Here is a 26,723-nt window from a genome sequence, read left to right as displayed (position 1 = left end):
ACCACAGCAGTTCGAGACGATCTACAGACGCGGCCGTTTCGAACCGAGCAGCAGCCGATTCATCGGCGCGAACTGCAAGCGAAACTTCCCGTCGGTGTCCCACGCGCCGGTGGTAGTGCTGGATAGCGACGTACTTTTCCGGGGTGTTTACGCAGCGCTAAGGCGCTTGAGAGCCCCGAGAGCCAAAGCCCGGTGCCACCCCGGGAGCCCTTTCGCATAGGCACGTCCATCGATCTTTCACAGGCGCTGCGTCGGTGGCATGCTTGCATCGATCGTCGACCGCGTCGTCGCAACACGCCATCGCTTCGCGTCCACTTTGGGGCCACACCATGCTGAAAGTGTTCATCAGCTATCGCCGCGCTGAGTCGGAAGGCTGGGTGCGCGTTCTAGACGCGCAACTCGCGAAGGCGCTGGGCCGGGACCAGGTGTTCTGCGATGTCCATAGCCTGCTGCCCGGGAGCCGTTTTGAAGACCACATCCGTGCCTGGGTAACGCAGTCGCAGGTGATGCTGGTCATCATCGGCACGCTGTGGACCAAGGTGGTGGGAGCTGATGGCCAGCGGCGCCTGCTTGACCCGAAGGATCTCGTAAGAAAGGAAGTCGAACTCGCGCTCGGGCGGCGGCTGATCGTCGTGCCAGTGCTCGTGGGCGACGCGCGCGTGCCGCTGCCAGAGGAATTGCCTCCGAGGATGCGTCGGCTGGTAGACCACAGCGCGGCGAGCCTGCGACCCGCGAGCTTCGACACGGATGTAGCTCAGCTCGTTGAGCAGCTGGTCGAGATCGGCCGAGAGGTTTCGGCGTCGAACGATGGCGCCGCGAACGGCGAAGCGTCCCCGCCAGCCGCCCCCATGGACAGGGCAAGCGGGCTATCGCCTGAAGCCTCCAACGGCGACCCCCGCGCCACGGGCGAAGACATCGAGCGGTCCGTGGGGGTGGCGCATGTATCGGCGGTCGCTGGCGATTCCAACGACGAACCCTGGCGAGCTGCGATCTCGGACGTGCGGGACGCCGTGTCCAGCCCCGCCTCGCGTGTGGTTCTCGCGGTATCGCGCGATCCGGCTGACGGTTCCTATCGCTACGAGGTCGCCCCCAGCGAGTCTGCTGAGCGACCGCAAGTCCTGACGGTTCCAATCGGCCAGACCGCGCTCGAGCTGATGTTGCGTCGCGACGAGTCGACGTTCGCGGCTGCTGACGTGCTCAGACGCGGCGCCGTGCTGTACCGCCTGCTCGTTCCGCGCCCGTTGCGCGCGCTGCTCGCGGCCGCAACGATGCTCGAGCTGCGTCTCGATGCGACGACCGACCGCTGGCCGTGGGAACGCCTGGTCGCGCCGGGTGCCGAACTGCCGCTTTCGGCGTCGATCCCTATCGTGCGCCGTGCGCTTGATGCCCCACCCGCGTCGTCCGAGCCTACGCCCCCGGTGGTTTCGGCGCTTGCACTACTCGGCGACTCCCAGGATCCGCAGATCTTCCCGCCGCTGCCTGCGGCCGAAACCGAAGTTTCGCGCATCACCGACGTGCTGCGCAGGGCCGGCCTCGAGGCGGCCTGCCGAGTGCGGCCATCGGCTGACGAGGCGTTGCAGATGCTGCTGGCGGGCGAGCCCGACATATTGCACGTGACCGGACACAGCGTGGAGGGTTGGCTGCCTGACAACGATTCCGGCGGAGTCGACGGGGCCCGACAGCCTCTGTCGGGCGTGCTGATCGGGCACCGCGTCGTGCTGACCGCGCACGAGATCGCTTGCGCTGAACGACTGCCGGTGCTGATCACGTTCGGCGCCGAATGGGTCTCGAGCTGGGCACTACCCCTGCTTGCCGAGGGCGCCCATGCCGTCGTCGCGTTCGGCGGACCCGTCGCGGACGCGCCGGCGCTGGACTTCTTCGTCGGGTTCTACGAAGCCCTAGCCGGCGGCGCGCCGGCGCAGCTGGCGATGCAGAGCGGGCGGCTGCGCGTCGCCAGGAGCAGCGACCCGGCCGGCCTCGCAACTGCTACCCTGGCCCGCCTCTACGGCGACGCCGACTATCGCCTGACAGCGGCTGCGACCGACGATCCGACCCGTCCGAATGCCCGGCGCAGACTGGGCATAGGGACCCGTTAGATGGGGGCGGCCCTCACCCCGTACCCCTCCGAGCAGCAACCGATCGGGGGGTCGATACACGAATTTCGACCTCGGCCGTGTCGCCGCGCGAGTTCCCGCCTTTCACGCGCCGTAGCGCACCGCCATGAGCAAACCTCTTGCGGATTCAACCGGTCGATGCCTCCAGCCAGGCAAACAGTTCATCGACTCTGATAAGCCAATCGGACACCGCCGCCTTTACCGCATCTGGCTGTTCCAGCGTAGTCATGTGGCCAGCGGTCTCCACGATCACCAGTTCTGCGTCGGGCAGGAGGTTCGCCATCTCCTTGCTCAGGGCAAGAGGCGTCACCTGATCTTCACGCCCACATAGAACGAGCGCGGGAACCTGAAGTTCCTTCAATAACTCGCGGTTGTCGGGTCGACCCATCGCTCCCTGCTGCTGTCTTGCAAAACCCTCGCTGCCCACCGCTTTTGCCATGTCTGCCAACAGCCGAAGAAGGTCTAAGTCATTCAGGTGCGAGTTGTGCACCACCCGAGCCGCGAACCCGGCAGCGATCTGATCGAGAGTGGCGGCGCCGCTTCCCATCGCTTGGACCATTCTTGTTCGGGCCTGCTTTGCTTCTTCGGCATCAGTCCGGGCACCCGTGTCCAACAGAGCAAGCCCTGCGATCCGCTCCTTGGCCTGGCGGCACACTTCCAAGGCAACATACCCGCCCAGCGAGAAGCCCGCGACTGCGAATCGCCCCGGAGGCATGGCGGCCACGGCTTCGCGGGCTGAATCTTCCAGGCTTCCATCCAAGTGGGTGGGCGCCATATGGACTTGCCGCCCTGCACCGAGCGCGGGCAGAAGCGGGCTCCATACCCGCTCATCGTTCATGAGGCCCGGCAGGAGAAGAAGTGGGATGGTCTGGTTCATGATGGCTGTTATAACTATGGAGTCGGCTGCATAGTCAACACCTTGGAGGCGTGTATGTGGATTGCCGAGTTTGCGTCGCGGGGCGGAGTAAAGACCACGACTGTCCGTCACTATGTCCGCGAAGGGCTTCTGACGCCGAAGGCGGGTCTGGCGGGTGGCTCCCGACCCTACCTCGACTTCACTGAAGCGGACTTGAGGCTGCTGAAGGCTATCCAGGCAGGACAGGCGTTGGGCATGTCGCTACTGGAGATACGGACGCTTGTTGCCGAGCGGCGTTCGAGCAACGGCAGCGCAAGGATGCTGAAGGCGATGGTCCAGCATCGTGAAAAGCTCAAGCGTAGAGCGGTTGAGCTTCAAGCGATGCTCTTGTTCTTGGATCGAAAGATCGCGTGGCTTGAAGCAGGGTCCAAGGGACCGGCGCCGTTGCACGGCTAAGGAATGTCCGCAGCACAGCAGACAATTGCGGCAATTCGTCATCGGCAAAGGTCGAACGTACCTTGGCATCGGACGAGCCATGGCCAACACGCGGCGCCATGCGCCTCACAGCCGCAGACCGTCTTGCGCAAATCCTTGACAACGCTGGCGGGTTAAGCGAAGTCGGCGACGCCGGCAAGGCGCTTGAGACTGGCTGCTGTCGTGCGAAATTTGCTGTTGAATGACGGCGATCGCAGCGAGCTGAAATTCGGCTTCTTCCTCGCGAGCGACGGATCTGCTTTGAAACCTGACGTCCATCGAAACATTGAAGAGCTGTGAGTCGGGGACGGAGATCAGATCGCTGAGGGGCTGTTTTAGGGTCGCGAAATGGCATAGGGGGCCAAAGGCGAAGGTCGGAATTCTTGAAGCCGTCATTCATTTGCGGGTTCGCAAGAGCCTCGTCGGGCCGACGAAGTGCACAGCAGGAATGCCGTGGAGCAGCCGGGGGCCGATGCGCGGGCCCGAGTATCCAAGCTGCATGAGATTGAACCGATCGTGCGTTTCCGGGAATGAACGTTCCGCCTCAGCGCGGAATCAACCGCGTCGCGGGTTGTTTCCAATTTCGACCGCAACAAATCGAAACCGGTGGGCGCCGTACTCCACGGTGCGCGAACAAGAAGGACCAACAAATGAAAACCCTTGCCCCCCTCATCCTGATCGCCACTTGTGGCGGCTTTTCCATGGCGGCCGCCGCGCAGTTCGCCAAGACCGAAGATGTCATCAAGTACCGCCAGAGCGCGATGTTTGTCCAGGGCGCTCGTTTGGGTGCCATGGCCGCCGGAAGGGTGCCCTACGACGCGACGGCCGCGATGGCCAACGCGGAGGTTGTGGCTGAAATATCGAAGCTTCCCTGGGCCGGATTCGGGCCCGGTACGGAAGGCGGCAAGGCCAAGCCGGAGATCTGGCAGGAGCAGGCGAAATTCAAGGACCTCAGCGAGAGGTTGATGTCCGACACGCAGAAGCTCCTGGTCGCCGCGCAAGCCGGCAACCTCGACGCACTGAAAGCCGCCATGGGCACGTTGGGCGAGACCTGCAAGACCTGCCACGACACGTTTAGGAATAGGTAGTCCCCAGTGCCCTGCGAAATCGCCGGCGAGTTCGACTTCCTCATCATCGTCAACGCCGAGTCGATGGAGCAGTACCACGTGTTCACCCGTGAGGTCTTCTCGTCGAACAACAACGTGCGCAACTTCAAGAGCATGTTCGCGATGAACTGCTCAAAGTTCGAGACTCGCGTGCCTCTGTCTCCGGTCGCGCCAGGCTGACGTGCCTGTCGGAATTGCCGATCGGAGGAGCGCGAAGTTAAATGCCGGCTTCCGCTGCGCGGCCGCCCAAGGGGAGGCCGTCTCGTTCATGCTGATTCGGCGGCGCCCAGCCGGTCCAGGGCGACGACTGCATCGGCCGGTAACTCGAGCTTCGACGCCGCCAGGTTCTCGCGCAGATGCGTGACGGACGAGGTGCCCGGAATCATCAGGATGTTGGGCGCGCGGCGCAGGAGCCATGCAAGCGCCACCTGCATCGGCGTGGCGCCCAACTGACGGGCCACATCGGAGAGCTCCGAGGACTGCAGCGGCGTGAACCCGCCCAGCGGGAAGAAGGGCACGTAGGCGATGCCCTCGCGCGCGAGGTCGTCGATGAATTCGTCGTCATGTCGATGCGCCAGGTTGTACTGGTTCTGCACGCAGACGATCGGACAGATGCGCCGGCCTTCGGACACCTGCTGCGGCGTGACGTTGCTCAGGCCGATGTGATGCACCAGCCCGCGGTGCTGAAGCTCGGCCAAGGCCGTCAGAGGTTCCTCGATCGCACCCTCGGCCGGGCCGTGCGCGTCGAACATGAAGCGCAGGTTGACGACATGCAGTGCGTCCAGGCCGAGGTTGCGCAGGTTGTCGTGCACGGCCTGTTCGAGTTCCTTGGCGGACTCTGCCGGCAGCCATGCGCCCTTGTCGTCGCGACGCGCGCCGATCTTGGTGGTGATGACGAGGTCGTCGGGGTAGGGCGCGAGCGCCTCGCGAATGATCTCGTTGGTGATGTGCGGTCCGTAGTATTCGCTGGTGTCGATGTGATTGACGCCCTCGGCAATTGCTTCGCGCAGCACAGCGAGCGCGCCCGCACGGTCCTTCGGCGGCCCGAACACACCGGGGCCGGCCAATTGCATCGCGCCATATCCGACCCGCTTGACAGTGCGGTCGCCGAGGGTGAACTGGGTGGAAACGGTGGAGACAGGAGTTCTTGACATGGTGCTTCCTTGTTGATTGGACTTCAGTGTAGGCAGCCCATGGCTGCTTGATAAGCCACCATAATCGGCACAGGCTGTGCGGAAATCCGAACAATGAAAGTCGACCTTGGAGATCTGAACGCATTCGTCGCAGTGGCGGAAGCCAGGGGCTTCCGTGAAGGTGCACGTCTGCGCGGCGTCAGCGCGTCGAGCCTGAGCGAAGCCGTGCGGAGGCTGGAAGTGCAAATGGGCGTGCGACTACTGCATCGCACGACGCGCAGCGTGCTGCCTACAGAAGCGGGCCAGCGACTGATCGATCGGCTGAGGCCTGCGTTCAGCGAAGTCGAAGCAGCGCTTGATGTGGTCAACGGCTTTCGCGATCGGCCGGCCGGCACCTTGAGGCTGAACGTGCCCATCAGCGCGTCACGTCTGGTGTTGCCGAAGATCGTGCCGGGCTTTCTCGCAGCCTATCCGGACATCTCGCTCGAAGTGATCGCAGAGGATGGATTCGTGGATGTGCTGGCGGCGGGCTGCGATGCCGGCATTCGCTACGAGGAGCGGCTGGAGCAGGACATGATCGCCGTGCCCATCGGACCGCGTACCCAGCGCTTCGCCGTCGCTGCCTCGCCCGAATACCTCGATCGCCGCGGTCGCCCCAAGCATCCGAGTGAACTGCTGGGCCATGCCTGCCTGCGTGGCCGCTTTGCAAGCGGCCTTATGCCGCCGTGGGAGTTCGAGAGAAGGGGCGAGAAGCTGCGCGTCGACGTGACGGGCCCGTTGGTGGTGCGCCTCGGCGGCACGGCCGATCTTGCGGTGGATGCCGCCCTCGCGGGCGCCGGGATCATCTATCTCTTTGAGGACTGGCTGCGACCGCACCTGGACAGCTGTGCGCTGGAGCCCATCCTCGGGCCGTGGTGGCCGCGCTTCTCGGGGCCGTTTCTGTACTACCCGGGTCGACGACTACTGCCCGCGCCGCTGCGGGCATTTGTGGATTTCATCCAGAGGATGGCTTGGCAATGAATCCCTACGCCGGAAAGCTTCGTCGGGGCCAATGGCCGCACTTTCAGCGCTACCCGAATCGAGAATGGGCCGCCGCAGGCAATCGGGTCGCGCCGGAGGCGGGCGTACGTTCGGGTTCTAATGCGAGCCATGAATACGACCTACCGCATGCCCGGGGCAGTTTTGACCGAGCGCGAGCACTCGGTTCCCTTGGTTCACGGCGATCCGCTGCGTGGCACGATCAGCGTGTTCACGCGCGAGCTTGCTGCCCCAGACGGTCTTGATCGCCCCTACCTCGTGTTCCTGCAGGGCGGCCCAGGCTTCGAGGCCGCCCGCCCGACGAGCCCGCCCTCAGGGTGGATGGCGCGTGCCCTTGCGGACTTTCGGGTCCTGCTGCTTGACCAGCGGGGCACAGGGCGCTCCACGCCCGTCGGGCCAGTCATTCCTGGAGCAGCGCCTGCCGATCAGGCCGAGTACCTCACGCATTTCCGCGCCGACTCGATCGTGCGCGACCTCGAACTGATCCGCGCTGAACTCGGCGTCGAGCGCTGGAGTCTGCTCGGTCAGAGCTTCGGGGGATTCACCTCACTCACCTATCTGTCGCTGGCGCCCGAGGGCCTGCGGGAGGTACTGATAACCGGCGGCCTCGCGCCGATCACGAATCGGCCGGTCGACGAGGTCTACGCGGCGACATGGGCGCGCGTGCGCGAAGCGAACCAGCGCTATCACGCGCGATACCCAGGAGACCTCGATCGTTTGCGGACGATCCTGCGCCGGTTCGACGAGGAAGATGTCCGCTTGCCCAACGGCGACCGGCTCACATCGCGTCGGTTTCGGCAGACCGGAATGTGGCTCGGCGACAGCGCCGGGTTCGAACGGTTGCACCACCTGCTCGAACTGCCCTTCGGCTCGGCCGCATTCATGGTCGACGCGCCGATGGCGTCATCTTGGGAGCGCAATCCGATCTACGCGACGCTCCATGAGTCCTCGTACGCCGACGGGGGTGCTACTCGCTGGTCGGCACACCGGCTCGCGCCCGAGGAGGCGATGACCGGCGACCTCCTCGGCGCTGAGCACGTCTTCCCCTGGATGTGGGACGACTACGCGGGCTTGCGCGCGCACCGCGAGGTGGCGCAGCTTCTGGCCCAGCATCCATGGCCGCGCCTGTACGACGCTGACCGCCTCGCCCGCAACGAGGTCCCAGTGGCAGCGACCGTGTACGTCGACGATGTCTACGTGGAGCGATCATTTGCCGAGGAGACGGCCCGTGGCGTTCGCGGGCTGCGGGCCTGGGTTACCAACGAGTACGCCCACAACGGGCTGCGGGCCGATGGCGAGCGCATCGTGGGTCGCCTGCTCGACATGGTCCGCGGCCGGGCTTGAACCGACGGACGTGGGCTTCGCGTACCCAGCAAAGGAATATCTGCAGAGCGCTGGCTAGCGGTTTTCCGTACTTGCCTTCCTGAAGGGCCGCTTTCGCTGCCTGGGCGCCGTACGACGGGCGCTCCTGGAGGGCAGGGCTGCTTGCTCGTAGTGCGGGCGTCGTTGGCCGAGCCGGTTGCGCCTTGACCATCTGGACGCGCACCCCCCCACTCGTCCACCCCAATGTGCCTTCAAAGGAAGACCCTCATGAGACTCAAAGGCAAAGTCGCCGTGATCACCGGCGGCACGAGCGGCATCGGCCGGCGCATGGTTGAACGCTTTGTCGAAGAAGGGGCCTCGGTCTTCTTCAGTGGCCGGCGCGCTGCGCTGGGCGCCGAAGTGGCGCAGGCGACCGGCGCGACCTTCATCGAGGCGGATGCCTCGGTCGAAGCCGACGCCGCGCGCACCATCGCGTCCGCCAAGGCGGGAGGCGGCCGCATCGACGTGCTGGTGAACAACGCCGGCGGCGCGACGGGAGGCGCCCGCCTGGAGTCGGTGTCGCTGGAAGACTTCGACTACACGTTCGCGGTGCACGTGCGCGGTGCAATGGCGCACATGAAGCATGTCGCGGCGCTCATGCGCGCGCAGCAGCAGGGCAGCATCATCAACATTGGCTCCATCGCCGGGCATCGGGCCGGCTATGCGGGCACCTTCGGTTACTCGGCCGCCAAAGCAGCACTGATTCACCTGAGCCGCTGCGCGGCGCTGGAACTGGGTGAAGACAATGTTCGCGTCAATTCCATATCGCCAGGCGGCATTGCCACTGCCATCTTCGGAAAGGCCTTTGGATTGAAGGATGCGGCGGCCGAAGCCAGCGCCGAAAAGATGAAGGCCGTGCTCGGCAAGATGCAAGCCGTGCCGCGTGCGGGCATTCCCGACGACATCGCCAACGCTGCCATCTACCTGGCCAGTGACGAATCGTCATTCGTCAACGGTACCGATATCGTGGTGGATGGTGGCGCAATTGGCGGCCGCCGCTTCAGCGAAGTCATGGCCGGCCGGCAGGCCATGCGAACCCTGTTCGAATAAGAGGCGCCTGGGCGCCGTCGACCCCCGATCTCAAAGCACCGGTCCGAGCGTGGCGATCAGGTTGTTCCACAGCCGCTGCGACATCGGCCAACTCGCCACCATCTCTCGCGTGACCGGATGCGTGCGGGCCATGTACTGCTGCTGGCGTTCCTGGATGACCGCTGTGAGGCCCGGATCGTGGATGAGGATGTTGTTCTCGTAGTTCAGATCGAAACTGCGCCGGTCCATGTTGGCGGAACCGATCAGGCTGACTTCGCCGTCCAGCGTGAACGACTTGGTGTGCAGCAGGCCACCTTCGTACTCGAGAATCCTTACACCCGCCGCCAGCAGCTCTGCGTAGTAGCTGCGACTCGCCGCGCCGACGATCCATGAATCGTTGCGCGCCGGCAGTACCAGCACGATATCGATGCCGCGGTAGGCGGTGGTGCACAGCGCGCTGAGCAGCGCGTCATTGGGAACGAAGTAGGGCGTGGTGATGATCACATCGCGCCGCGCGGCGAACAGCAAGGTCTCGAACATCTCCGGCATGGCCGAGAAGCGCACCGTCGGGCCGGTACCCACCACCTGCGCCGTCACCCCGCCTGGCAGGGCCGCCGGCAACGGGCGGGCCAGCAGGGCGAGCAATGCGTCGTGGCCGACATCGACGTAGGTCATCCAGTCGCTGGCGAACAGGATCTGGTTCTGCCGCGCGATCGGCCCCTCGAAGCGCACGACCGCGTCGACCCACGGTGCGAACTTGGCCTTCACGAGGAATTCGGGATCGGCGCAGTTCTGGCTGCCGCAATAGGTGATGCGGTCGTCGATCACCACGATCTTGCGGTGATTGCGCAGGTCGATGCGGCCGTGGAAGGGGCGCATCAGGAAGTGCCCGATCGGCAACCCCGTCGCCACCTCGACGCCTGCCGCGCGCATCGCCGGCCAGTGCTCGGAGCGCACCAGGCTGCGCGAGCCGAGGTCGTCCACCATCGCCCTGCACGTCACGCCGCGCAGCGCGGCGCGCTTCAAGGCCTCGACCACCTTGCGGCCGTTGCTGTCAGGCAGCCAGATGTAGAACAGCAGATGGACATGGTCGCGGGCAGCGTCAATGTCGGCCACCATGGCGTCGATGGTCGCGTTCGAGTCCGCCATCAGCTGCGGTCGATTGCCTTCGATCGGGCTGAAACCGCTGATCGAGCGCCCCAGTTCGAACAGGTGGCGCCAGAGCGGCGGCACCGAGGCGAGCCCGTTGCCGGCTTCAGCCGCGGCGGCGCCGGGCATCGTCGCGATTCGCGCGAACACCGCGTCCAATCGCTTCACGCGCGACCTGCCGATATTCGACTCTCCCAGCAGCAGATAGGCGAGCATTCCGACCAGTGGCAATGCACCGACCACCGCCATCCATGCGATGCGAGACGCGGGATCGCGATTCGGCCGCAGGAGGATGCGGACGATCACCAGGAGTTCGAGCAAGGTGACGATCGCAATGGCGATCAGCGAATGACGAAGCGCGTCGAGCATAGGGCGTTGGAGGTCAAGTGCGGAGACGGCCTGCGATCAGGGGCAAAAAAGCGGGGCCTTCACAGCCCCACGCGAATGCCGATCCGATGGTAGCGAAGCATCCGGGAGATTGCTTCGCGCCGGGCGAGTCCGGCGTGGCGCCCTGGGTCGAAGGACGCGCGTTCGGCCGGCGCTCGTCGCGCAGGAGCCGTCGCCTTGCCGGTGCCGATGGCATCGAGGCGAGGACTCTGTCAGGCGCTTCGAGGGATCTCGAAGCACTGCAACACGGAAATTCGACGTCAACCCTTGCTCGTCGATGGCTTCTCGGGCATCGGCCAGATCGTCGATAACGCCCACGCGCTGGCGATGCCGATGAGGCAGCCGAAGATCACCTCGCCCACGCGGAGCGCACCGTTTTCGAAGGCGCCGAGTTTGTCGTGGTGCTGCATGCCGCCTGCGACGATGATCGCCGCGGTGATCGGGGCCTGCCGCCACATCGTCGGAATCCGGATCAGGTACGACGACACCAGCACCGACAGCGCGAGCGCCGTCGGCAACTCCCAGTTGGTGCGGCCGACGGCAATGACCATCAGGCCGATCGCACAGCCGAGGAGCGTATTGAGAAGACGTCCGCGAAATGTCGCCACCGACTGTTTCAATTGCGGATCGCTGGTTGCGATCATCGAGCTCACCGCCCAGATCGGGTTGGAGTCGCTCCAGACCTTGACGACGAGCCATACCACCGTGGTGGCGACGAACACGTTGATGGCGTAGCGAACGCCGCGCATGTCGTCTTCGATGAAGCGCTCGATGACCTTTGTGTGCTTCATGGGCTATGGCTCTGCCTGCTTCCGATTCGCAACTGAGTGCCTGGGCCTTTGCGCCGCGCGTCGCGCTGGCCTTCGGGCGTGGACGACGGACAGCTGCGCATTCTGAAAATCCTGGGCCAGTGCGAACAGGACGCCGGTCGACCACGCGAAGGTCATCAGGCCCGCGATCGGCAGCATGCCGTCCAGCAGGCGCCACCGGAACGGCAGGTTCCAGGCGCTGCCGACCGTCGTGTACTGCATGAGCGCGAAATAGTAGGCGGCGCTCGGACTCGGCATCGCCTCCTGCCACAGGAAGAAGAGCGCCCACACCAGCAACTCGACCAGATGGATCAACACGATCATCCAGCTCGCGAGGATCAGGACGGCGCCGCCGCGCATGAACGAGACCGTGTTTTCCGGCCCACCCTGCCTGACGGCATGGCAGGCGAACAGGGTCGCGAGCATGCCGCAGCCGTGGATCGCCATCGTGATCGCGACCAGGCTCACGCCCCAGAGCACCTCCTCGAGGGAGGTGACGTAGTCGATCACGGTCTGGCACCTCGATCGCGTTCACTGCCTGCCCGCTACTCGTGGGCCTGTGGCGGGTTGCCCTTGAGCCGGTAGACCATGCCGGTCTTGGTGGCTCCCAGGTAGATCCATGCATGGCCGACCTGCTGCAGCCGGATGAAGAACCTGGCGCAGCGCTCGCGGGCCTTGTCGTGCACGTCCTCGCGCTTCTTGAACTTCACCTGGTACGCGAACTCACCCACGAGCGGCAGGTGCTCGCCACGCGTGCGCCACAGCGCGACGTTGGCATCGGCCGTCACGCCCTTGCCGAAGTCGAGCGTCCCCAGGTCCTGCAGCACCTCCTCGACGATCGTCTGGTTGACCAGCGAGACGTGATCGCCCTTGTCGAGCTTGAGCACCTTCATCGCCGGAAAGACCTCCGCCAGGCGCTCCATCGCCGTGCGATCGCCGTCCGTCGGTGCGTGGCTCAACGGGAACTGGACGTTGTGCGAGAACAGCAGGCGATAGCCGCCGAGCCGGTCCTTGAGCGGCAGGGCCTCGGCCTTGAACTTGATGCGGTAGTCGCCCGGCAGGTTGGGTCGCACGTCCACCTCTGCCGCCTGCTGCTGGTCGGGGTGGCGGAACTTGAAGACGACTTCCGGCTCCTCGGCCGGGAAGCCATCCTCGAAGCGGATGCGCCGGCGCAGGATGAAGGCGTTGTTGTAGAGCCTGAAGTCCTCGGTGTCGAGGAACATCACCTCGCGGATGGCCGGCCGCGCGCCCTTGGCCGACGAGGTGTCGAAGCCGATGCCGCACTCCTTGGCGACCTGGGCGCCGACAACGCCCAGGAGCGTCAGAGATCCACTACAGCTTCCTTCGCGCCTTGCCTTGCCTTCCAGGACCCGAGCAGCAGCACGCCCCCGGAATTTCCTACTGACAGTTGCGCATCCGGAGTCACCCATGCCCGGCTGGCCCCTTGGTTGAGCGATGGGGGCCCGTACTTCTGCATGAGGGCACTCTGGACATGCACCCAATCACCGGGGTCCTTCATGTCGATCCAGACGCTCAGGAGCCTGCCGTTCTCGATGCGAAGAAAGGTCGCCTGGATCGGCCGGGAGGCCAGCTTGCCAACATGCTGGATGCACGAGAAGCCGGCCTCGTTGCGGTACTTCTGCCATTGGACAGGACAAGTGGCCATGGCTTGGCCGGGTGTGAACCCTTTCAGAGCGTACGGCTCTGCGGTAGCGGGAGTGCCCGCCAGGGAGGAGGCGAAAGTGACTGCTGTGCCAAGCAGGCCTGCGCCGAGGACGCCCCACTTGCCGCGAAGCAGTCCGACGGACGACAAAGTGCGGGGAGGGGTCTTCATGGACCGCGATGGTAGGGCGGCAACGGCGCACCAGCAACAGAAACGCCGGGAAATGGTAATAGTACCGGCCCGCTACTGCCGCCGCCCTGCGCTGGCTGTGTTCGATGATCGAAGTGGAGTGCTTGCACCAGATCCCGAGTACATGTTCGACAAGGTCGTACGCGTGACAGACTTTGACGACCTTGCGTCGCTGCCGTCGGGCAATGCGCCTACTTGCGGCGAGCCAGCCCTGAAACCGCTTGCAGTACATCCTTAAAGACTGCGTACTGTGCCTGGAATGCTTGCGGGCTGTAGTCTTGGTAATACCCGGCCGTCACGACAACAATGATGTCGAGTTCCGGGACGATGCGGATGGACTGGCCACCTCGGCCCAATGCTCCGATCCAGTGGATTTGCCGTCGATTCGCCGAGGCCCTGCCACCCCACCACAAATAACCGTACGTTTGACCGTCGGTCGTCGTGGTTGAGGCCGTAGTCGACGCATTGATCCAATTTTTAGAGACGATTTGATTGTCTTGCCATAGACCGCCCGAGAGAACGAGTTGGCCGATCTTGACCATGTCACGAGGCCTCAAGCGCAATCCACCCCCAGCGTCGGTTTCGCCTCGAACCCGGTCCCAAGTCACGTCGGCAATGGCCAGGGGCGCAAACAGGTTCTCGCGCGCAAAGTCGTCCAGATGCTGCCCCGTCGCCCTACGGACAATGGCGGCGACAAGCGCAAGCGCACCTGTGCTGTAGTGGAACGTCTGCCCGGCCGGAGCCGCCGACGCACGGGAGAGCACGTAGCGGCATGGATCCGACGCCATGTTCATACGCGCTTCGTCGTTGAAGAAATCACCAGTCTCCGCAGTTGCTTCTTGCCACTCCAAGCCCATCGTCATGTTGAGCACATGCTTGAGCAGGATGCGATCCTTCTCGGGCGTTCGCAAGTCCGACAACTCGGGGAAGAAATCGTAGATGGGCTCGTCGACCCCACGTATCAGCCCCCGGTCGATGGCGATCCCGAGGGCGAGCGACGCAACGCTCTTCGAGACAGATTTCATGTCATGCAGCGTTTCGGCGTCGAAACTGACGTTCGCCACGCGACGGCCGAACAGTCGCCCCGGAACTTCGTCAGAGCCTTTGAAGTACTGCTCGAACACGAGCTTGCCTGCATGTGTGACCAGCACGGCATGTATGTTTCCCGAGGTCGCCAGCCGCTCCGCCATGCTGCATAGTGCGCCAATGTCAACGACCCTGTCGCCGTCGGTGGGCGGAGCACAGCCGGCTGACTGGGCCGCGAGCACGGGCATATTGGTGAATGAGGCAACCGCAGCGCCGCCCATCATCACAGAAAACCGACGGCGCTTAATGTTCCCCATGGCGGTGCATGTTATCCAAGGCCCGCTCCTGGCCGTTTGGAGCCGAACTTCGCTACAGGCCAGTTCGAGCTTCCCCAGTTCGTGTCGAAACCAATCCGAGCTTGCGCAATTGCCCCTCGAGTTCGCCTGCCGTGGTCCAAGGCAAGATTTCCGAGTTCTTTCGCTCGTCCGGAGGATTCGACGGCAGGCCGTCAGACCATCCCCCATGTCCTACTAGAGGTAGCAGTGGGCGGCCGTGCAGCCAAGCAAGACAGACCTCAGAAATGGTGCCGGCCCTCCCACCGATGACGATGCAGGCATCACCACACAAGGCCATCAGCAAGTTGCGCGCGTCACCCATGCCACACGGCACAACCACCGTTGCCGGCCAATCTGCGGGTGGCATATGGTCAGGTGGCACGATGCTCAACACCAGTCCACCCGCATCGAGAGCCCGCTCCGCAGCCACTCTTGTTGCGGGACTACCGCAGCCGCTGACCAAGGTCATACCAAGCGACGCCAGGAGCGCGCCGGCCTCGCCTGCTCGCTCGAACGCCGAGGAGCCCGGTTCGGCACTACCAAGAACGCAAACTTGAGGTCGGCGAGCAAACGGTGTCGTCATGGTCGGAGATGTAAAGCTCTTGATGGATGGCGACAGCCAAGCGTGGCGCCAAAACGCCCCTGCATTCTGCCGTTGCTCGGAGTTCAGGGAGGGCGCCCGCGAGGTCAGTCGACATGCTCGTATCGCTCGATTTGGCATGCGTACGTGCCAGGCTGCGTCGAGCAGACGGAATAGGCTGGAGGTGAGGCGCCTGTGCACCCCACTAGAAGGCCCAGAAGCAATGCACTCGCTAGCTTGAGCATGGATTCTCCGGATGTCAGGCCTGATGGACCGGTTGTGGCGCGAGCATCAGTTCGCGACCGCGCTTGGTAGCTGACCTTCGCATGTTCGGGCTTTTGGCTGTGGGTTGCTATCGGCGAGTTACGCGAACGAGCCGTCCCGGCCGCGAGACGACGTTCAGCAAGCGATGGCCAGCGACCGGCTAGAACCGGCTGCTGCCGCTCGGGTCGACGTGGGGCTTCCGCGGTTTGCCGACGTCCAGAAGGGCGTCGAGACTGCGTGCCACCACTCAAGGGCGCGGAAGGAGACGTGATACGAGGAGCCGGGTGAGAGCCGGGGCTAGGCTCTGCGGCGGCCTCAAGAAGCCATGTTTGCTACTCAGCCCAGACTTTAAGTTTCACCCCCTGCCATGCCCGAGTTTGGCGATCACGCCGCAGCTCCTCCGTCGACGTCGAGTGAGATGCCTGTGACGAAGCTGGCGTCGGGGCTTGCGAGGAAGGCTACTGCCGCCGCGATTTCTTCGGGCCGGCCATAGCGGCCAAGCGGAATGGCGGCCTTCTGCACCGCGGCGAAGTCGCCGCCCTGCGGGTTCATCTCTGTGTCGATCGAGCCTGGCTGCACGGTGTTGACCGTGATGCCGCGGGGGGCGAGGTCGCGCGCCCAGCCCCGGGTGTAGGCGGAGACTGCTGCCTTCGTCGCCGAATAGTCGGCCACCCCCGGCCATGGCGTGCGATCAGCGGCGCCGGAGCCGATCGAAATGATGCGGCCATGGTCGCTGATGAGTGGCACTGCGGCGCGCACGGCAGCGGCCACGCCGCCGACGTTGATCGCAAACTGGCGTTCCAGGGCGGCGACGTCGCTGTCGGGCGCGCCGACCTGGCCGACCACGAACACGCCGGCGTTGTTGACGAGGATGTCGAGCTTGCCGAAACGGCGAGCGGTGTTGTTCACCAGCGCTTCGACCTGCATCGGGTCGGCTTGGTCAGCCTGAAAGGCTGCGGCGCGCGCGCCCAGGTCCGTCAGTTCCTTGACCAGCGCCTCGGCGCGGTCGGAGGAGGCCGAATAACTGATGGCGACGTCGGCGCCGTCGTGCGCCAAGCGGCGCGCAATGGCGGCACCGATGCCACGAGAACCGCCAGTGACGAGGGCGACTTTGCCAGAGAGGGGCTTGGACATTCTTTTCTCCGAGAGGATGATGGGTTCGTTGCACTCGCTGTCGAGACGACAGCGAGGTTCGGTTTCTGATGCGACCGAGTTGCTACGCAGCCAGGGCTTCCGCGGCAATGACGTTCGTTGCGACATCGATGTTGCCGTGGACGGCCTTCGAGTAAGGGCACATCTGGTGCGCTGCATGCGCGATGGCCTCGGCCACGTCGTGTTCGACGCCAGGCATGCGCACATCGATACGGGCCTGAAGAAAGTACGCACCGCCGGTCTGGCCGAGGTCGACTTCGATGTCGACGGCCATATCGGCGGGTAGCGCCACCTTCCTCGCCTTGGCCGCTACGCCGAGCGCGCCGGTGTAGCAGGCCGACCAGGCCCCGGCGAACAACTGCTCTGCCGTGGGATGCAGCTGAATCGCCTCCAGCGCGATTTCATTTCCGGCGTTGCCGGGTGTCGACATCCGGATGTCGACGCGCTCATCGTTGCGAGGGCCGCCTTCGCCGCGGCTGGCCGTCGTATGGGTCTTGCCCGTCATGAGGACTTGTTGGATCTTGGTGGTCATTTGGATTTTCCTTTTGGGTTGGTTGGCCCTGTAGTTGGAGCGCAGACGCTTGCGTGCGTCCTGCCTCAGTGGCATCGCGATAGGGCTTGGATCGCTTGCCGGCAAGTGTCGGCTCGGACCCTGAGGCGACCAAGATGGTGAACGGGACATGTTTATTTCCAGTTCGCCAATAATCTGGCGATGGACCAGATCGCAGCCATGCGCGTGTTCGCCCGGGTCGTCGAGGCCGGCACCTTCACGCGGGCGGCCGACTTGCTGCAGATGCCGAAGCCCAGCGTGACCAAGCTGGTTCAGCAACTGGAGAGCCACTTGCGTGTGAAGCTGCTGCAGCGGACAACGCGGCGTGTCACGGTGACGCCGGAAGGCGCGGTCTACTACGAGCGCATCTCACGGGTGCTGGCCGAGATTGACGACATAGAGGCCAGTGTCACAAATGCACAAGCCAACCCCAGAGGCCGTCTGCGTGTGGACGTCGGCTCTTCGCTGGCCAACCGAGTTCTTATTCCCATGCTGCCGGCGTTCCACGCGCGCCACCCGGACATCCTGCTCGAGCTCGGCGTGGGCGACCGGCCGGTCCACCTGATCGGCGAAGGGGTGGATTGCGTGCTCCGCGGTGGCGTGCTGAGCGACCCGTCGCTGGTAGCGCGCCGCGTCGCGCAGATGCCCTACATGACCTGCGCGACGCCCGACTACCTGAAGCGCCACGGTGTGCCCGCGACGCCGGCCGACCTGCTCGACGGGCACCGGGTGGTGAGCTATTTCTCGTCGCGTACGGGTCGCTACATTCCGCCGCGCTACGAGCGCGGCGACGAGCGCATCGAGATCAATGGGCATGCAGGCATTGCGGTCAACGAAAGCACGGCCCACCTGACGGCGCTGCTGACCGGGCTCGGCGTGGCGCAGACCTTTGCCTTCATGGCGCAGCCGTACGTCGAGAGCGGGGCGCTGGTCGAGTTGCTGGCCGACTGGGAACCGCCGCCGATGCCCGTGTCGGTAGCCTACCCGTCCAGCAGGCACCCGAGCGCGAAGCTGCGCGCCTTTGTCGACTGGACCGTGGAAGTGTTCGCTCCTTACGGCTCCGCCCGTCGAAGGTGAGAGGACACGAACGCCTGCAGCAACTCATGCGCGACGAAGCGATGGGCACCTGACGCCGATCAATCGCCGCCGGCTTGGCGGCGCCCCGAGCGTTTGGCATGGCCAAGCAAGCCCTTTGCGGCTTCTATCCGCAAGGCCATAGGCACCGATTCGTCGTTCATGATGCGTCTCAGGAAGCGCTCTGCGTCGGCGCCCCCTTGTTCGGATGTGGGCACCTCGGGCGAGACTGACAGCTTCAAGTCACCTGGCACTTCCTCTACGACGTTAAGCTGGCTTAACGCGGCTTCGAAGGCAACTCGTCGGATGGGCTCGAGCGTGCGCAGAAGCGCTGCCTGGCCTTCGCCGTTGGGAGGAACGTCCAGCCACGGTGTATCGGCAAACACCGAAGCCAAGTCGGGGGCGACGAACGCCGACCAGCGATCCGGACTGGTCTCTGAGGGCGGCACGGACGGGAGTCGCGCCGCGTCGGCGATCAGACGTACGCGAGTCGATTCCATGTCCGGCAGATAGCGCCCACGCAGGCCCCGCAGGAAAAGCTCACCTGCACTCGGCAAAGTCGGCGATGCAAGGGAGAACCACAGCTGCAGCGCGTCGACTCCTGAGACCGCGATGGCCGGGGGAGGAAAGCCGAAGTCTGATTGGACGCCCGTCCAGACCGAGGAAAGCTGGGCCCACCCCGCGGGTGCCCTCAACTCCAGCACCAAGGCTCGAGCGCCCTGGGCGGCCGCTGGGGCAGCGCCGTCCGCGGCGCCCTCACCCAAACCGTACAGGCGATCGAGTTCGAACTGCAATGGGTTCATGTCGACATGCTAGTCGACCAGCCTCGCCCGATGTTCGGGAGGTGCCCGGCTTCCGGCGCCTTTGCCTGAGACAGAGCAGCTTCGCCCTGCCTGGCAATGCCCTGGCCGCGTTTTCCTGGCTCGGTGATCATGATGACGGGGCGGGCGGTTTTCAAACTCTATTGTCGAAGGCCGCCCCGCGCACGACAGAAATTCTCAAACCCTATTGTCGTTTTCCAATGTCTATTGGCCGCCACCACATTCATTGCACCGATGACGAAGCACCTCTCCCGGCGCAACACTAAGCATATTTATAATCAGCCCCCTTATGAAAAGAGATTTCAGCCAGCGCTTCGGCTTTCTGGTCAACGACGTCGCCAAGCTCTACGGCGAGCAGTTCGACCGCCTGGCGCGCGAGCGCATCGGCCTCACGCGCGCACAGTGCCGCCTTCTGGGCGCGCTGGCGATGCATGGCGACGAGACGCCGATGTCGCAGGTCGAGCTGGCGCAGCGACTGGAACTGAGTGCGATGGCCGTGGGCGGGCTGTGCGATCGGCTCGAGGCGGCCGGCTGGATCCGTCGGCTTGAGAGTCCGAACGACCGCCGCGTGCGGCACGTCCACCTGGCGCCGAGCGCGGAGCAAGCGCTCGATGCCGCGCTGAGCCTGAGCGACGGCCTGCAGACGCGTGCGCTGGCGCTCCTCTCCGCGGCCGAACGGGCGCAACTGGTCGCCCTGCTCGGCAAGGCCCGGAACGGCCTGATGGCGCTGGCGTCGGGTGAGGCGCGATGAGCACCGCTGCCACACCGCACCAGGGCGTCGCTCATCGCGGCCTGATCACCGTGTCGATCATGCTCGCGACGATCATGCAGGCCCTGGACACCACCATCGCCAACGTCGCGCTGCCGCACATGCAGGGCAGCCTGCAGGCGTCCCAGGACCAGATCACCTGGGTTCTCACTTCCTACATCGTGGCCTCGGCGATCGCGCTGCCGCTGACCGGCTGGCTCTGCGGGCACTGGGGGCGGCGCAAGGTCTTCATGGTCTCGGTGATCGGCTTCACGATCGCCTCTGCACTTTGCGGCGTCGCGAACTCGCTGGTCGAGATCGTCGCCGCCCGCCTGCTGCAGGGCGTGTTCGGCGCGGCGCTGGTGCCGCTGTCGCAGGCCGTGCTGCTGGACATCAATCCGCGCGAGAAGGTCGGCCAGGCGATGGCGATCTGGGGCGCCGGCATCATGGTCGGTCCGATCCTTGGCCCGTTGCTGGGCGGCTGGCTCACGGAGAACTTCGACTGGCGCTGGGTCTTCTTCATCAACCTGCCGGTCGGCATCTTCGCGCTCTGGGGCATTGTGCGTTTCCTGCCCGAGAACCGGCCCCAGGGCGAGCGGCTCGACATCTTCGGCTTCGTCACGCTGAGCATCGCGATCGGCATGCTGCAGCTGTTCCTCGACCGCGGCGAACAGCTCGACTGGTTCGACTCTTGGGAGATCCGGCTCGAGGCCGCCGCAGCGCTGATCGCCTTCGCGTTCTTCGTGGTCCACACCTGGACCGTGCAAGGCGTCTCGTTCTTTAACCGCGACCTCCTCAAGGACCGCAACTTCGTCACCGGGCTGCTGTTCGCTTTCATCGTCGGCATGATCCTCTTCGGCACGATGGCGCTGCTGCCCAGCTTCCTTCAGGGGCTGATGGGCTATCCGGTGATCTATACCGGTGCCGTGACCGCGCCGCGCGGTGTCGGCACGATGATCGCCATGATCGTCGTCGGGCGGCTGGTTCAGCGGGTCGACGTGCGCGCGATCATGGCGCTCGGCTTCGGGCTGACCGCCTTCTCGCTCTGGCAGATGACGCGCCTGACGCTGGAGATGGACAGCTCGCTGATCATCGTCTCGGGATTCATCCAAGGCCTGGGCATCGGTTTCACCTTCGTGCCGCTTTCGACGGCAACCTTCGCGACGCTCGCGGCGCGCTTGAGAAATCAGGGCACGCCGATCTTCAGCCTGTTGCGCAACATCGGCAGCAGCGTGGGCATCTCGATCGTTCAGGCGCTGCTGACCGAGCGTTCGGGCGAGGCTCACGCGACGCTCGCGGCCACCGTAGGGCCGGGAAACCACGGACTCGCTGCGCTGCCCGCGTTGATGAACCCGGCCGGCGCGGCCGGCCTGGCGATGCTGAACGGCGAGGTCACGCGCCAGGGCGTACTGATCGGCTATCTGGACGACTTCGGCATCATGATGTTGATCACGCTGGCCGCGATCCCGCTGCTGCTGCTGATCCGCAGCCCGCGGCGCGTCGCGGCGGGTGCCACCGTCGAAGTGCCGCACTAGGGACGGCCGTCATTGCGCCGACCCTGGCGACGGCTTGATGTTGGCGTTGAGGTTGAAGATGTTGCCCGGATCGTGTTGCGCCTTGATCGCTGCAAGACGCTGGTACTTGGCCTCGCCATAGGACGCGCGCACACGGTCCTCGTCGGCTTCGACCATGAAGTTCACGTAGCCGCCCGAGCCCGTGGCGTGAGGTCGCATTGCCTCCCAGAAGTTGCGAACCCAGGCGCGGTCGGCTTCATAGGTCTCGCGATCCGCGGCCGCCGCCTCGATGTTGAAGACGTAGCCGGCATTCCGGCTTCCGCCGAAGGCCGTGTCCGCATCGCCGGGGCTTCGGTACGCGCCGGCTAGGGTGAAGGTCGGGCAGAACGAATGCGGCGACCGCTTCTTCGGCACGTGCTCCCCGATGACCGCGATGGCTTCGTCCGACAGGTGGTCGAGATAGAGGGCCTTTTCATATCCGCGCGTGCCCCAGGCAGCGCTGTCGTTGAACATCTGCTGCAGGGCGACGTAGGGTATCGGCGTCACCATATCGAACAGGGGCGTCACTGCGTCGCGAATCGGCGCCACGAGGGCCTGGTGCGCTTCGGCCGTCTCGAAGCCCACGACCAGCAGCGCGTGTCCGGGGCGGAAGTGGTAGGCCTCCGGGACGAAGGGCGCAGGCGGTGCGCTCAGGCCGATGGCCAGGAATGCCGTCGCCTCGCCAGGCAGCGTCTTGACGAACTCGCGCGCAAATCGAAGGGCAGCCTGCCCGGTCTCGAGGCCGAAGAAGAAGAGCCCGAGATGGACCATGGGCCCGACAGGATGAAGCGCAAACTCGAACGACGTGACCACGCCGAAGTTGCCGCCCCCGCCGCGCAGCGCCCAGTAAAGCTCGGGATTCTCGTTGGCCGACGCGTGAACGATACGCGAGTCGGCGGTCACCACCTCGGCGGAGATCAGGTTGTCGCAGGAAAGTCCGGCCTTGTTGGTAAGCCAGCCGATGCCTCCGCCCAGTGTGAGTCCCGCGATGCCGGTGTGGCTGATGAAGCCACCGGGGGTCGCCAGGCCGTGGGCCTGGGTGGCGGCATCGACATCGGCCCATGTGGTGCCGCCGCCGCAGACCGCACGCCGTGCCGTGGCATCGACGACCACGCGGTTCATGGCACCGAGATGGATCATCAGTCCGCCGTCGCATACCGAGTTTCCGGCATAGCTGTGGCCGCCGCCCCGGACTGCGATCTGGAGTCCCTGCGTCCGCGCAAAGCGGATCGAGGCGCCGACTTGCTCGCTGGTCGTGCAACTTGCAATCAGCGCGGGCTTTCGGTCGATGGCGCCGTTCCAGACGGCGCGCGACCGGTCGTAGTCGGGATGACCGGGCGTCAGCACCTGGCCGCCGAAGCCAGTGCGGAACGCGTCGATCCGCTCGGTGGACAGAGCTGTCATGACGCCACTCCAGGAGCCTGCGAGCGAAAGACTCTACTCCGCCACGGGCGGCAACTCAATCTGCGCTCAAGCCATCATGGCGTCCGTGCGATCCGGCACGGCATAGGCGAGCGGCGCCAGGGCCGACTGGATCCGTGCCATTTGCGTCTCGGTGACGAGCGACGCCAGCACCTTCCGGAAACGCGGCTCCATCACGCCCGAGACGATGTACTGCCAGCGATAGGCCTTCAGCAGCAGGGCCTCGACCTCCGGCAGGCACGCATCGTCGACACCGTTCGCAGCCCGGACGAAGTACGCCGCGTCGGCGCGCGCTTGCGCCTGCAGGATGCCGTCGACGCCCGCGACCAGCGCAATCAGGTCATCGACCGCCGCGTCGCGCTGGGCATCGGTGAGCTTCGCGTCCTCGCGCTTCCATTCGAGTTCGTCGAGGATCGCGTGCTGCGACTCCTCCTTCCAGTGGAACAGGAACACGTCCTTGTAGAGCTCCGACAGCCCGTCGGCGGTGTCGATGCTCGCGCGATAGTGGGCCTGGGTGAACAGCTCGATGTGGCAGGTCAGCGCCAGCACGGCCCAGGTGCATTTGCCGAGCACGAACGACGCCACGTCGTTCGGTGCGACGTCGAAGCGATAGCCCGGCGGCATGCGATCCGCGGCCAGCCGCTCGATGCGCCTGAACAGTTCCTGGTGCTTCATCTCCTCGTCGGTGAAGCGCACCAGCGCCTCCAGCGCGACCTGGTCGCCGAGCCAGTGGTCGCGGCTGACCTCGAGCATCTTGGCACCGATGAAGCGCTCGACCAGGCCGAACATGTTCGCGTAGGTGCGCCCCTGCACCTGGCTGAGGAAACGCTGCTGTGAAGGACTGAGGGAAGACAGCTCGCGCACGCATGAGAGGCCGTCGGGCAGGAACTTCTGGTGCAGCTCGAAGCCGCGGCCGCGAATCACGTCGCGATCGATGTCCCAGCGGATGCGCCGGGACGCTTCGATGCAGCGTGCATAGCGCGGCGTGTCGGTGGGAATTGCGGAAGACTGGAGCGAGGTTTGCACGGTATTCACCTTGGGTTGGATCCGTCGAATCGACGTGCATCGATGATTCCTTCCAAGGGGTACGCCGGCGATGGGACCGCGGTCCCGCAACGCCTTGTTTGGGCGCTCCAGGGTGCCTTGGACACGGGACTGGCGTCCCGAGCGACGCCTCCAGGCTTCAGCCGCGTGCGCCGAAGCCCGCATTGCGGGCCAGCACGATCGCCTGCGGCCGGTTCTCGACCTCGAGCTTGGTGAAGATGTTGCTCACGTGGTTGCGCACGGTCTTGTCGCTCAGACCGAGCAGCGCGGCGATCTGCGCGTTGTCGCGCCCTTGCGCGATCAGCTCGACGAGTTCGCGCTCGCGTGATGTCAGGTTCGCGAACGGTTGCAGCGCGGCCGTGTCGCCCGCCGTGGTCAGGAAGTCCCGGACTTCGGCGACCCAGCGCGGCCACTCGGCATCCTGCGCGAGCATCAGGTGATTGGCCGTGGCAAGGGGAACGAAGCGCGCCTGCTGGATGCCGCCCGCAAGCAACCTTCCCTCGGCGAAGGGCACGCTGAGGTCGCCGGTGGCGTGGAGCACCAGCGTCGGGCATTCGATGCGCGCCAGCATCGCGCCGACGTCGATGTCGTACAGCGTGCGCATCATGCGCGCCGCATTGACCGGCGACGTCGAGACCCTCTGCAGTTCGTTGAACCAGCGCAGCTGTTCGAGGGTGCCATCGGGGATGAACTGGCTCGTGAAGAACTGCCGGAACGACGCCTCGTCGCGACCCCAACCCAGCTCGGCCAGCTTGATGTTGGTTTCGGCAAGCTCGCGCTGCGCGGCATCGCCACCGCGCCTCAGCCGGCCCCGCGCGTAGCCGCCATGCAGGACGAGGTGCGTCACCCGCTCCGGATGGCGCACCGCGTAGGCGATGCCGACCGGCACGCCCTGCGACACGCCGAGCAGCGCGAAGCGCTCGACCCCTGCGGCCTCGACCACGGCCTCCAGATCGGCCACCCAGGCGTCGAACGAGATGTCGTCGACCTCCCAATCGGACAGTCCGGTGCCGCGCTGGTCATAGCGGATCACCGCATGGTCCAGCGACAGCGTCTCGACGAGATGGCCCCACACCGGGCTCCTGAGATCGAACTCGAGGTGGGTCAGCCAGTTGCCGACCTTGACCAAGGGCGTGCCGCGACCGCTCCTGGCGAAGGCGATCGGGGTACTGTCGGGCGCGGAGCAGAAGCGGATCGTTTGCCGGAGCGACATGGTGGCGGCATTGTGCGCAAGGCACGGGTGCTCGTCCATCGCATCCGGCGTGCAAGAGCAACAGGCGCCTAGTCGAACACGCCCGTGAGTGCGACACGGCCCACCGCGCCCGAGTTGCTGACGGCCACGCCGGCCGTCACGCTGAAGCGCCCGTCGCGCGTGGTGGTCCGCACCGATGCGCCCAGCGCGCTTTCGCTGCGATAGGTGCCCATGCCGACGGCATAGCTCGTCTTGCCCGCGACGTAGGGTGCGGACTCCATTGCGGCAACCCCCGCAATGCCGGCGTAGGCACGACGCTCGCTCGCGTCCATCTCATGGCGCAGTTGCGTTGCGGTCGCATCGGTGTAGGCCTTGCCGGGAACGCCGCCCTCGCTGAACATCGCGTCGGTGTACGCGTTGGCGCTGGCCACCCCTTGCTGCACCATGCCCTGCACCTGTCCGACGTTGGTGGCATCGGTCGGCGCGCTGCCGGGCGCGACGCCGGTCACCTGCCGATTGCCCAAAGCGACTTCGCCCGCCGAGTTCTGCACGCCGGCCATGCCTTGCGCCGCGTAGGCCCCCTGCGCACCTCGCGAGGTCACCGTACCCGCGCCGAGCGCTACGCTGTTCGCATGCAATGCGACGGCGCTGTCGCCGATGGCGACGGAGGTGTTCTGCTGCGCCTGCGCGCCGCTGCCCAGGGCGATCGCGTTGTCGGCGCTGGCGCGCGCCGACGTGCCGATCGACAGCGACTGGCTCGCGTTCACGTACTCGCCGGCGTTGGCACCGATCGCGATGTTGTTGTTGCCATTGACCTGACGGCCGGCACCGGCGCCTTGCGACAGGTTCGAGTTGCCGGTCACGCCCTGACCGGCGGCCAGGCCGAAGGCAAGGTTCTGGCTGCCCTGCACGCCGCTGCCCGCGGCCTGGCCCATCGCGACGTTGTTGTTGCCCGACACCTGCACGCCAGCCATCATCCCGGAGCTCTGGTTGCCCGTTCCGGTCACGCCGGCGCCGGCCCCCTGGCCCATCGCCTGGTTGTTGTTGCCGTTGACCGTGTTGCCGGCGCCGTTGCCGTACGACTGGTTGTTGCTTCCAAAGACGTTGCTTCCGGCATTGGTGCCGTAGGCCTCGTTGTCGGAGCCCGTCACGTTCTGGCCTGCGGAATAGCCGCTCGAATCATTGCGATTGCCGGTTACGTGCGTGCCGGCGGCATAGCCGTTCGAGTTGTTGTAGTCGCCCGTCACGAACGCACCCGAACTGCGTCCCATCGTTTGGTTCCAGCCGCCGACCACATCGGTGCCCGCGTAGTAGCCAATCGCCTGGTTGGCGTTCTTGCCCGAGACGCGGCTGCCCGCGCCTTCACCGATCGCCAGGTTCCAGTTGGTGCTGACGTTCTGTCCGGCCAGGTTGCCGATGGCGATGTCGTTCGTGCCGGTGACGCCAGTCCCGGCGTTGGTGCCGATGCCGATGTCGTTGGTGCCCGTGGTGCCCGTGCCCGCGCCCGCACCGATGCCGATGTCGCTCTTGGTCGAATTCCAGGTGGTCGGAAGGGTCTGGGCCTGGGTCGCGCCCGTCGCGGTGAGCGAGAGCACGAGTCCGAGGAACGCCGCTTCTCTTGAAAGTCGATGGATCTTTTCCATGATGTCTTGT

At 65.3% G+C, this 26,723-nt stretch carries 26 protein-coding genes; 10 read left to right on the top strand and 16 right to left on the bottom strand.

The annotated features are described in order from the left end of the window. Window positions 1-329: 329 nt before the first annotated feature. The gene (locus ACSFBL_RS01710; RefSeq protein ID WP_435514004.1) at window positions 330-2,096 is read left to right on the top strand and encodes a CHAT domain-containing protein; all 1,767 of its coding nucleotides are present in this window, start codon (window positions 330-332) and stop codon (window positions 2,094-2,096) included. A 145-nt stretch (window positions 2,097-2,241) separates the two neighbouring features. Here ACSFBL_RS01710 and ACSFBL_RS01705 read toward each other — a convergent pair whose 3' ends face one another. Beyond that, entirely contained in the window at window positions 2,242-2,991 is a 750-nt protein-coding gene (locus tag ACSFBL_RS01705) for an alpha/beta fold hydrolase (protein ID WP_435514003.1), read from the bottom strand. 54 nt (window positions 2,992-3,045) lie between these two features. On the opposite strand from ACSFBL_RS01705, the gene ACSFBL_RS01700 reads away from it, so the two are divergent. From ACSFBL_RS01700 to ACSFBL_RS01690, 3 genes are all read left to right on the top strand, one after another. Continuing rightward, window positions 3,046-3,426, top strand: coding sequence for a MerR family transcriptional regulator (locus ACSFBL_RS01700; RefSeq protein ID WP_435514002.1), 381 nt, complete (start codon window positions 3,046-3,048; stop codon window positions 3,424-3,426). 668 nt (window positions 3,427-4,094) lie between these two features. After that, a complete protein-coding gene (locus tag ACSFBL_RS01695) occupies window positions 4,095-4,532 on the top strand; it encodes a c-type cytochrome (RefSeq protein ID WP_435514001.1) in 438 nt (145 codons plus the stop codon). A gap of 6 nt (window positions 4,533-4,538) precedes the next feature. Next, a complete protein-coding gene (locus ACSFBL_RS01690; protein WP_435514000.1) occupies window positions 4,539-4,730 on the top strand; it encodes an Lrp/AsnC ligand binding domain-containing protein in 192 nt (63 codons plus the stop codon). 86 nt (window positions 4,731-4,816) lie between these two features. On the opposite strand, the gene ACSFBL_RS01685 is transcribed toward ACSFBL_RS01690, so the two are convergent. Beyond that, complete coding sequence (locus ACSFBL_RS01685) at window positions 4,817-5,704, bottom strand: aldo/keto reductase family oxidoreductase (RefSeq protein WP_435513999.1); 888 nt, start codon at window positions 5,702-5,704, stop codon at window positions 4,817-4,819. 93 nt (window positions 5,705-5,797) lie between these two features. Here ACSFBL_RS01685 and ACSFBL_RS01680 point away from each other — a divergent pair, with 93 nt between their 5' ends. The 3 genes from ACSFBL_RS01680 (at window position 5,798) to ACSFBL_RS01670 (ending at window position 9,133) form a co-directional block, all read left to right on the top strand. Then, window positions 5,798-6,703: a LysR family transcriptional regulator gene (locus ACSFBL_RS01680; RefSeq protein WP_435513998.1), complete on the top strand. Its 906-nt coding sequence runs from the start codon at window positions 5,798-5,800 to the stop codon at window positions 6,701-6,703. 129 nt (window positions 6,704-6,832) lie between these two features. After that, a complete protein-coding gene (locus ACSFBL_RS01675) occupies window positions 6,833-8,065 on the top strand; it encodes an alpha/beta fold hydrolase (protein WP_435513997.1) in 1,233 nt (410 codons plus the stop codon). Window positions 8,066-8,311: 246 nt separating this feature from the next. Continuing rightward, the gene (locus tag ACSFBL_RS01670; RefSeq protein ID WP_435513996.1) at window positions 8,312-9,133 is read left to right on the top strand and encodes an SDR family NAD(P)-dependent oxidoreductase; all 822 of its coding nucleotides are present in this window, start codon (window positions 8,312-8,314) and stop codon (window positions 9,131-9,133) included. A gap of 30 nt (window positions 9,134-9,163) precedes the next feature. On the opposite strand, the gene cls is transcribed toward ACSFBL_RS01670, so the two are convergent. The 9 genes from cls to ACSFBL_RS01625 all read right to left on the bottom strand — a co-directional run bounded on the left by cls (window position 9,164) and on the right by ACSFBL_RS01625 (window position 17,198). Continuing rightward, entirely contained in the window at window positions 9,164-10,630 is a 1,467-nt protein-coding gene (cls, locus tag ACSFBL_RS01665; protein ID WP_435513995.1) for a cardiolipin synthase, read from the bottom strand. 278 nt (window positions 10,631-10,908) lie between these two features. Then, the gene (locus ACSFBL_RS01660; protein ID WP_435513994.1) at window positions 10,909-11,439 is read right to left on the bottom strand and encodes an FUSC family protein; all 531 of its coding nucleotides are present in this window, start codon (window positions 11,437-11,439) and stop codon (window positions 10,909-10,911) included. A 3-nt stretch (window positions 11,440-11,442) separates the two neighbouring features. Beyond that, window positions 11,443-11,967, bottom strand: a complete 525-nt coding sequence (locus tag ACSFBL_RS01655) for a hypothetical protein (protein WP_435513993.1) — start codon at window positions 11,965-11,967, stop codon at window positions 11,443-11,445. Between the two features lie 35 nt (window positions 11,968-12,002). Further along, the gene (locus ACSFBL_RS01650; protein ID WP_435513992.1) at window positions 12,003-12,680 is read right to left on the bottom strand and encodes a hypothetical protein; all 678 of its coding nucleotides are present in this window, start codon (window positions 12,678-12,680) and stop codon (window positions 12,003-12,005) included. Window positions 12,681-12,778: 98 nt separating this feature from the next. Beyond that, the gene (locus ACSFBL_RS01645; protein WP_435513991.1) at window positions 12,779-13,123 is read right to left on the bottom strand and encodes a hypothetical protein; all 345 of its coding nucleotides are present in this window, start codon (window positions 13,121-13,123) and stop codon (window positions 12,779-12,781) included. A 377-nt stretch (window positions 13,124-13,500) separates the two neighbouring features. After that, complete coding sequence (locus tag ACSFBL_RS01640; protein ID WP_435513990.1) at window positions 13,501-14,652, bottom strand: serine hydrolase domain-containing protein; 1,152 nt, start codon at window positions 14,650-14,652, stop codon at window positions 13,501-13,503. A 52-nt stretch (window positions 14,653-14,704) separates the two neighbouring features. Beyond that, the gene (locus ACSFBL_RS01635) at window positions 14,705-15,253 is read right to left on the bottom strand and encodes an SLOG cluster 4 domain-containing protein (RefSeq protein ID WP_435513989.1); all 549 of its coding nucleotides are present in this window, start codon (window positions 15,251-15,253) and stop codon (window positions 14,705-14,707) included. Between the two features lie 645 nt (window positions 15,254-15,898). Continuing rightward, window positions 15,899-16,648 (bottom strand): SDR family NAD(P)-dependent oxidoreductase, encoded by a 750-nt coding sequence (locus tag ACSFBL_RS01630; protein ID WP_435513988.1) that lies wholly within the window; start codon window positions 16,646-16,648, stop codon window positions 15,899-15,901. An 82-nt stretch (window positions 16,649-16,730) separates the two neighbouring features. After that, window positions 16,731-17,198: an Ohr family peroxiredoxin gene (locus ACSFBL_RS01625; protein WP_435513987.1), complete on the bottom strand. Its 468-nt coding sequence runs from the start codon at window positions 17,196-17,198 to the stop codon at window positions 16,731-16,733. A gap of 180 nt (window positions 17,199-17,378) precedes the next feature. On the opposite strand from ACSFBL_RS01625, the gene ACSFBL_RS01620 reads away from it, so the two are divergent. Then, window positions 17,379-18,293 carry a LysR family transcriptional regulator gene (locus ACSFBL_RS01620; RefSeq protein ID WP_435513986.1) on the top strand — a complete coding sequence of 305 codons (915 nt, stop codon included), beginning with the start codon at window positions 17,379-17,381 and terminating at the stop codon, window positions 18,291-18,293. Window positions 18,294-18,352: 59 nt separating this feature from the next. Here ACSFBL_RS01620 and ACSFBL_RS01615 read toward each other — a convergent pair whose 3' ends face one another. Next, window positions 18,353-19,093, bottom strand: coding sequence for a hypothetical protein (locus tag ACSFBL_RS01615; protein ID WP_435513985.1), 741 nt, complete (start codon window positions 19,091-19,093; stop codon window positions 18,353-18,355). Between the two features lie 307 nt (window positions 19,094-19,400). On the opposite strand from ACSFBL_RS01615, the gene ACSFBL_RS01610 reads away from it, so the two are divergent. Both ACSFBL_RS01610 and ACSFBL_RS01605 read left to right on the top strand, forming a co-directional pair. Then, the gene (locus ACSFBL_RS01610) at window positions 19,401-19,862 is read left to right on the top strand and encodes a MarR family winged helix-turn-helix transcriptional regulator (RefSeq protein WP_435513984.1); all 462 of its coding nucleotides are present in this window, start codon (window positions 19,401-19,403) and stop codon (window positions 19,860-19,862) included. After that, window positions 19,859-21,394: a DHA2 family efflux MFS transporter permease subunit gene (locus tag ACSFBL_RS01605; RefSeq protein ID WP_435513983.1), complete on the top strand. Its 1,536-nt coding sequence runs from the start codon at window positions 19,859-19,861 to the stop codon at window positions 21,392-21,394. Before ACSFBL_RS01610 ends, ACSFBL_RS01605 begins: the two co-directional genes overlap by 4 nt. Window positions 21,395-21,403: 9 nt before the next feature. Here the strand turns inward: ACSFBL_RS01605 and ACSFBL_RS01600 are convergent, their stop codons facing one another. From ACSFBL_RS01600 to ACSFBL_RS01585, 4 genes are all read right to left on the bottom strand, one after another. Then, window positions 21,404-22,816, bottom strand: a complete 1,413-nt coding sequence (locus tag ACSFBL_RS01600) for an FAD-binding oxidoreductase (RefSeq protein WP_435513982.1) — start codon at window positions 22,814-22,816, stop codon at window positions 21,404-21,406. Window positions 22,817-22,882: 66 nt separating this feature from the next. Then, window positions 22,883-23,860 (bottom strand): hypothetical protein, encoded by a 978-nt coding sequence (locus ACSFBL_RS01595; RefSeq protein ID WP_435513981.1) that lies wholly within the window; start codon window positions 23,858-23,860, stop codon window positions 22,883-22,885. Between the two features lie 157 nt (window positions 23,861-24,017). Next, window positions 24,018-25,091, bottom strand: a complete 1,074-nt coding sequence (locus tag ACSFBL_RS01590) for an alpha/beta fold hydrolase (protein WP_435513980.1) — start codon at window positions 25,089-25,091, stop codon at window positions 24,018-24,020. A gap of 68 nt (window positions 25,092-25,159) precedes the next feature. Then, entirely contained in the window at window positions 25,160-26,713 is a 1,554-nt protein-coding gene (locus ACSFBL_RS01585; RefSeq protein WP_435513979.1) for a YadA family autotransporter adhesin, read from the bottom strand. Window positions 26,714-26,723: the final 10 nt, after the last annotated feature.

It is taken from the genome of Variovorax glacialis, from assembly GCF_051216375.1.
Classification (GTDB): domain Bacteria; phylum Pseudomonadota; class Gammaproteobacteria; order Burkholderiales; family Burkholderiaceae_C; genus Variovorax.
The sequence above is the reverse complement of the archived record's forward strand: the minus strand, read 5'-3'. Positions and strand labels throughout refer to the sequence as shown.

Bases quoted from the DNA above. Each gene is read 5' to 3' on its own strand.
- ACSFBL_RS01650 (WP_435513992.1), bottom strand. From the start codon at position 12,680: ATGTTCCTCGACACCGAGGACTTCAGGCTCTACAACAACGCCTTCATC.
- ACSFBL_RS01605 (WP_435513983.1), top strand. From the start codon at position 19,859: ATGAGCACCGCTGCCACACCGCACCAGGGCGTCGCTCATCGCGGCCTG.
- ACSFBL_RS01615 (WP_435513985.1), bottom strand. From the start codon at position 19,093: ATGAACCCATTGCAGTTCGAACTCGATCGCCTGTACGGTTTGGGTGAG.
- ACSFBL_RS01630 (WP_435513988.1), bottom strand. From the start codon at position 16,648: ATGTCCAAGCCCCTCTCTGGCAAAGTCGCCCTCGTCACTGGCGGTTCT.
- ACSFBL_RS01610 (WP_435513984.1), top strand. From the start codon at position 19,401: ATGAAAAGAGATTTCAGCCAGCGCTTCGGCTTTCTGGTCAACGACGTC.
- ACSFBL_RS01635 (WP_435513989.1), bottom strand. From the start codon at position 15,253: ATGACGACACCGTTTGCTCGCCGACCTCAAGTTTGCGTTCTTGGTAGT.
- ACSFBL_RS01620 (WP_435513986.1), top strand. From the start codon at position 17,379: ATGGACCAGATCGCAGCCATGCGCGTGTTCGCCCGGGTCGTCGAGGCC.
- ACSFBL_RS01680 (WP_435513998.1), top strand. From the start codon at position 5,798: ATGAAAGTCGACCTTGGAGATCTGAACGCATTCGTCGCAGTGGCGGAA.
- ACSFBL_RS01705 (WP_435514003.1), bottom strand. From the start codon at position 2,991: ATGAACCAGACCATCCCACTTCTTCTCCTGCCGGGCCTCATGAACGAT.
- ACSFBL_RS01640 (WP_435513990.1), bottom strand. From the start codon at position 14,652: ATGGGGAACATTAAGCGCCGTCGGTTTTCTGTGATGATGGGCGGCGCT.
- ACSFBL_RS01710 (WP_435514004.1), top strand. From the start codon at position 330: ATGCTGAAAGTGTTCATCAGCTATCGCCGCGCTGAGTCGGAAGGCTGG.
- ACSFBL_RS01660 (WP_435513994.1), bottom strand. From the start codon at position 11,439: ATGAAGCACACAAAGGTCATCGAGCGCTTCATCGAAGACGACATGCGC.
- ACSFBL_RS01675 (WP_435513997.1), top strand. From the start codon at position 6,833: ATGAATACGACCTACCGCATGCCCGGGGCAGTTTTGACCGAGCGCGAG.
- ACSFBL_RS01590 (WP_435513980.1), bottom strand. From the start codon at position 25,091: ATGTCGCTCCGGCAAACGATCCGCTTCTGCTCCGCGCCCGACAGTACC.
- ACSFBL_RS01600 (WP_435513982.1), bottom strand. From the start codon at position 22,816: ATGACAGCTCTGTCCACCGAGCGGATCGACGCGTTCCGCACTGGCTTC.
- ACSFBL_RS01685 (WP_435513999.1), bottom strand. From the start codon at position 5,704: ATGTCAAGAACTCCTGTCTCCACCGTTTCCACCCAGTTCACCCTCGGC.
- ACSFBL_RS01670 (WP_435513996.1), top strand. From the start codon at position 8,312: ATGAGACTCAAAGGCAAAGTCGCCGTGATCACCGGCGGCACGAGCGGC.
- ACSFBL_RS01645 (WP_435513991.1), bottom strand. From the start codon at position 13,123: ATGGCCACTTGTCCTGTCCAATGGCAGAAGTACCGCAACGAGGCCGGC.
- ACSFBL_RS01625 (WP_435513987.1), bottom strand. From the start codon at position 17,198: ATGACCACCAAGATCCAACAAGTCCTCATGACGGGCAAGACCCATACG.
- ACSFBL_RS01695 (WP_435514001.1), top strand. From the start codon at position 4,095: ATGAAAACCCTTGCCCCCCTCATCCTGATCGCCACTTGTGGCGGCTTT.
- cls (WP_435513995.1), bottom strand. From the start codon at position 10,630: ATGCTCGACGCGCTTCGTCATTCGCTGATCGCCATTGCGATCGTCACC.
- ACSFBL_RS01585 (WP_435513979.1), bottom strand. From the start codon at position 26,713: ATGGAAAAGATCCATCGACTTTCAAGAGAAGCGGCGTTCCTCGGACTC.
- ACSFBL_RS01700 (WP_435514002.1), top strand. From the start codon at position 3,046: ATGTGGATTGCCGAGTTTGCGTCGCGGGGCGGAGTAAAGACCACGACT.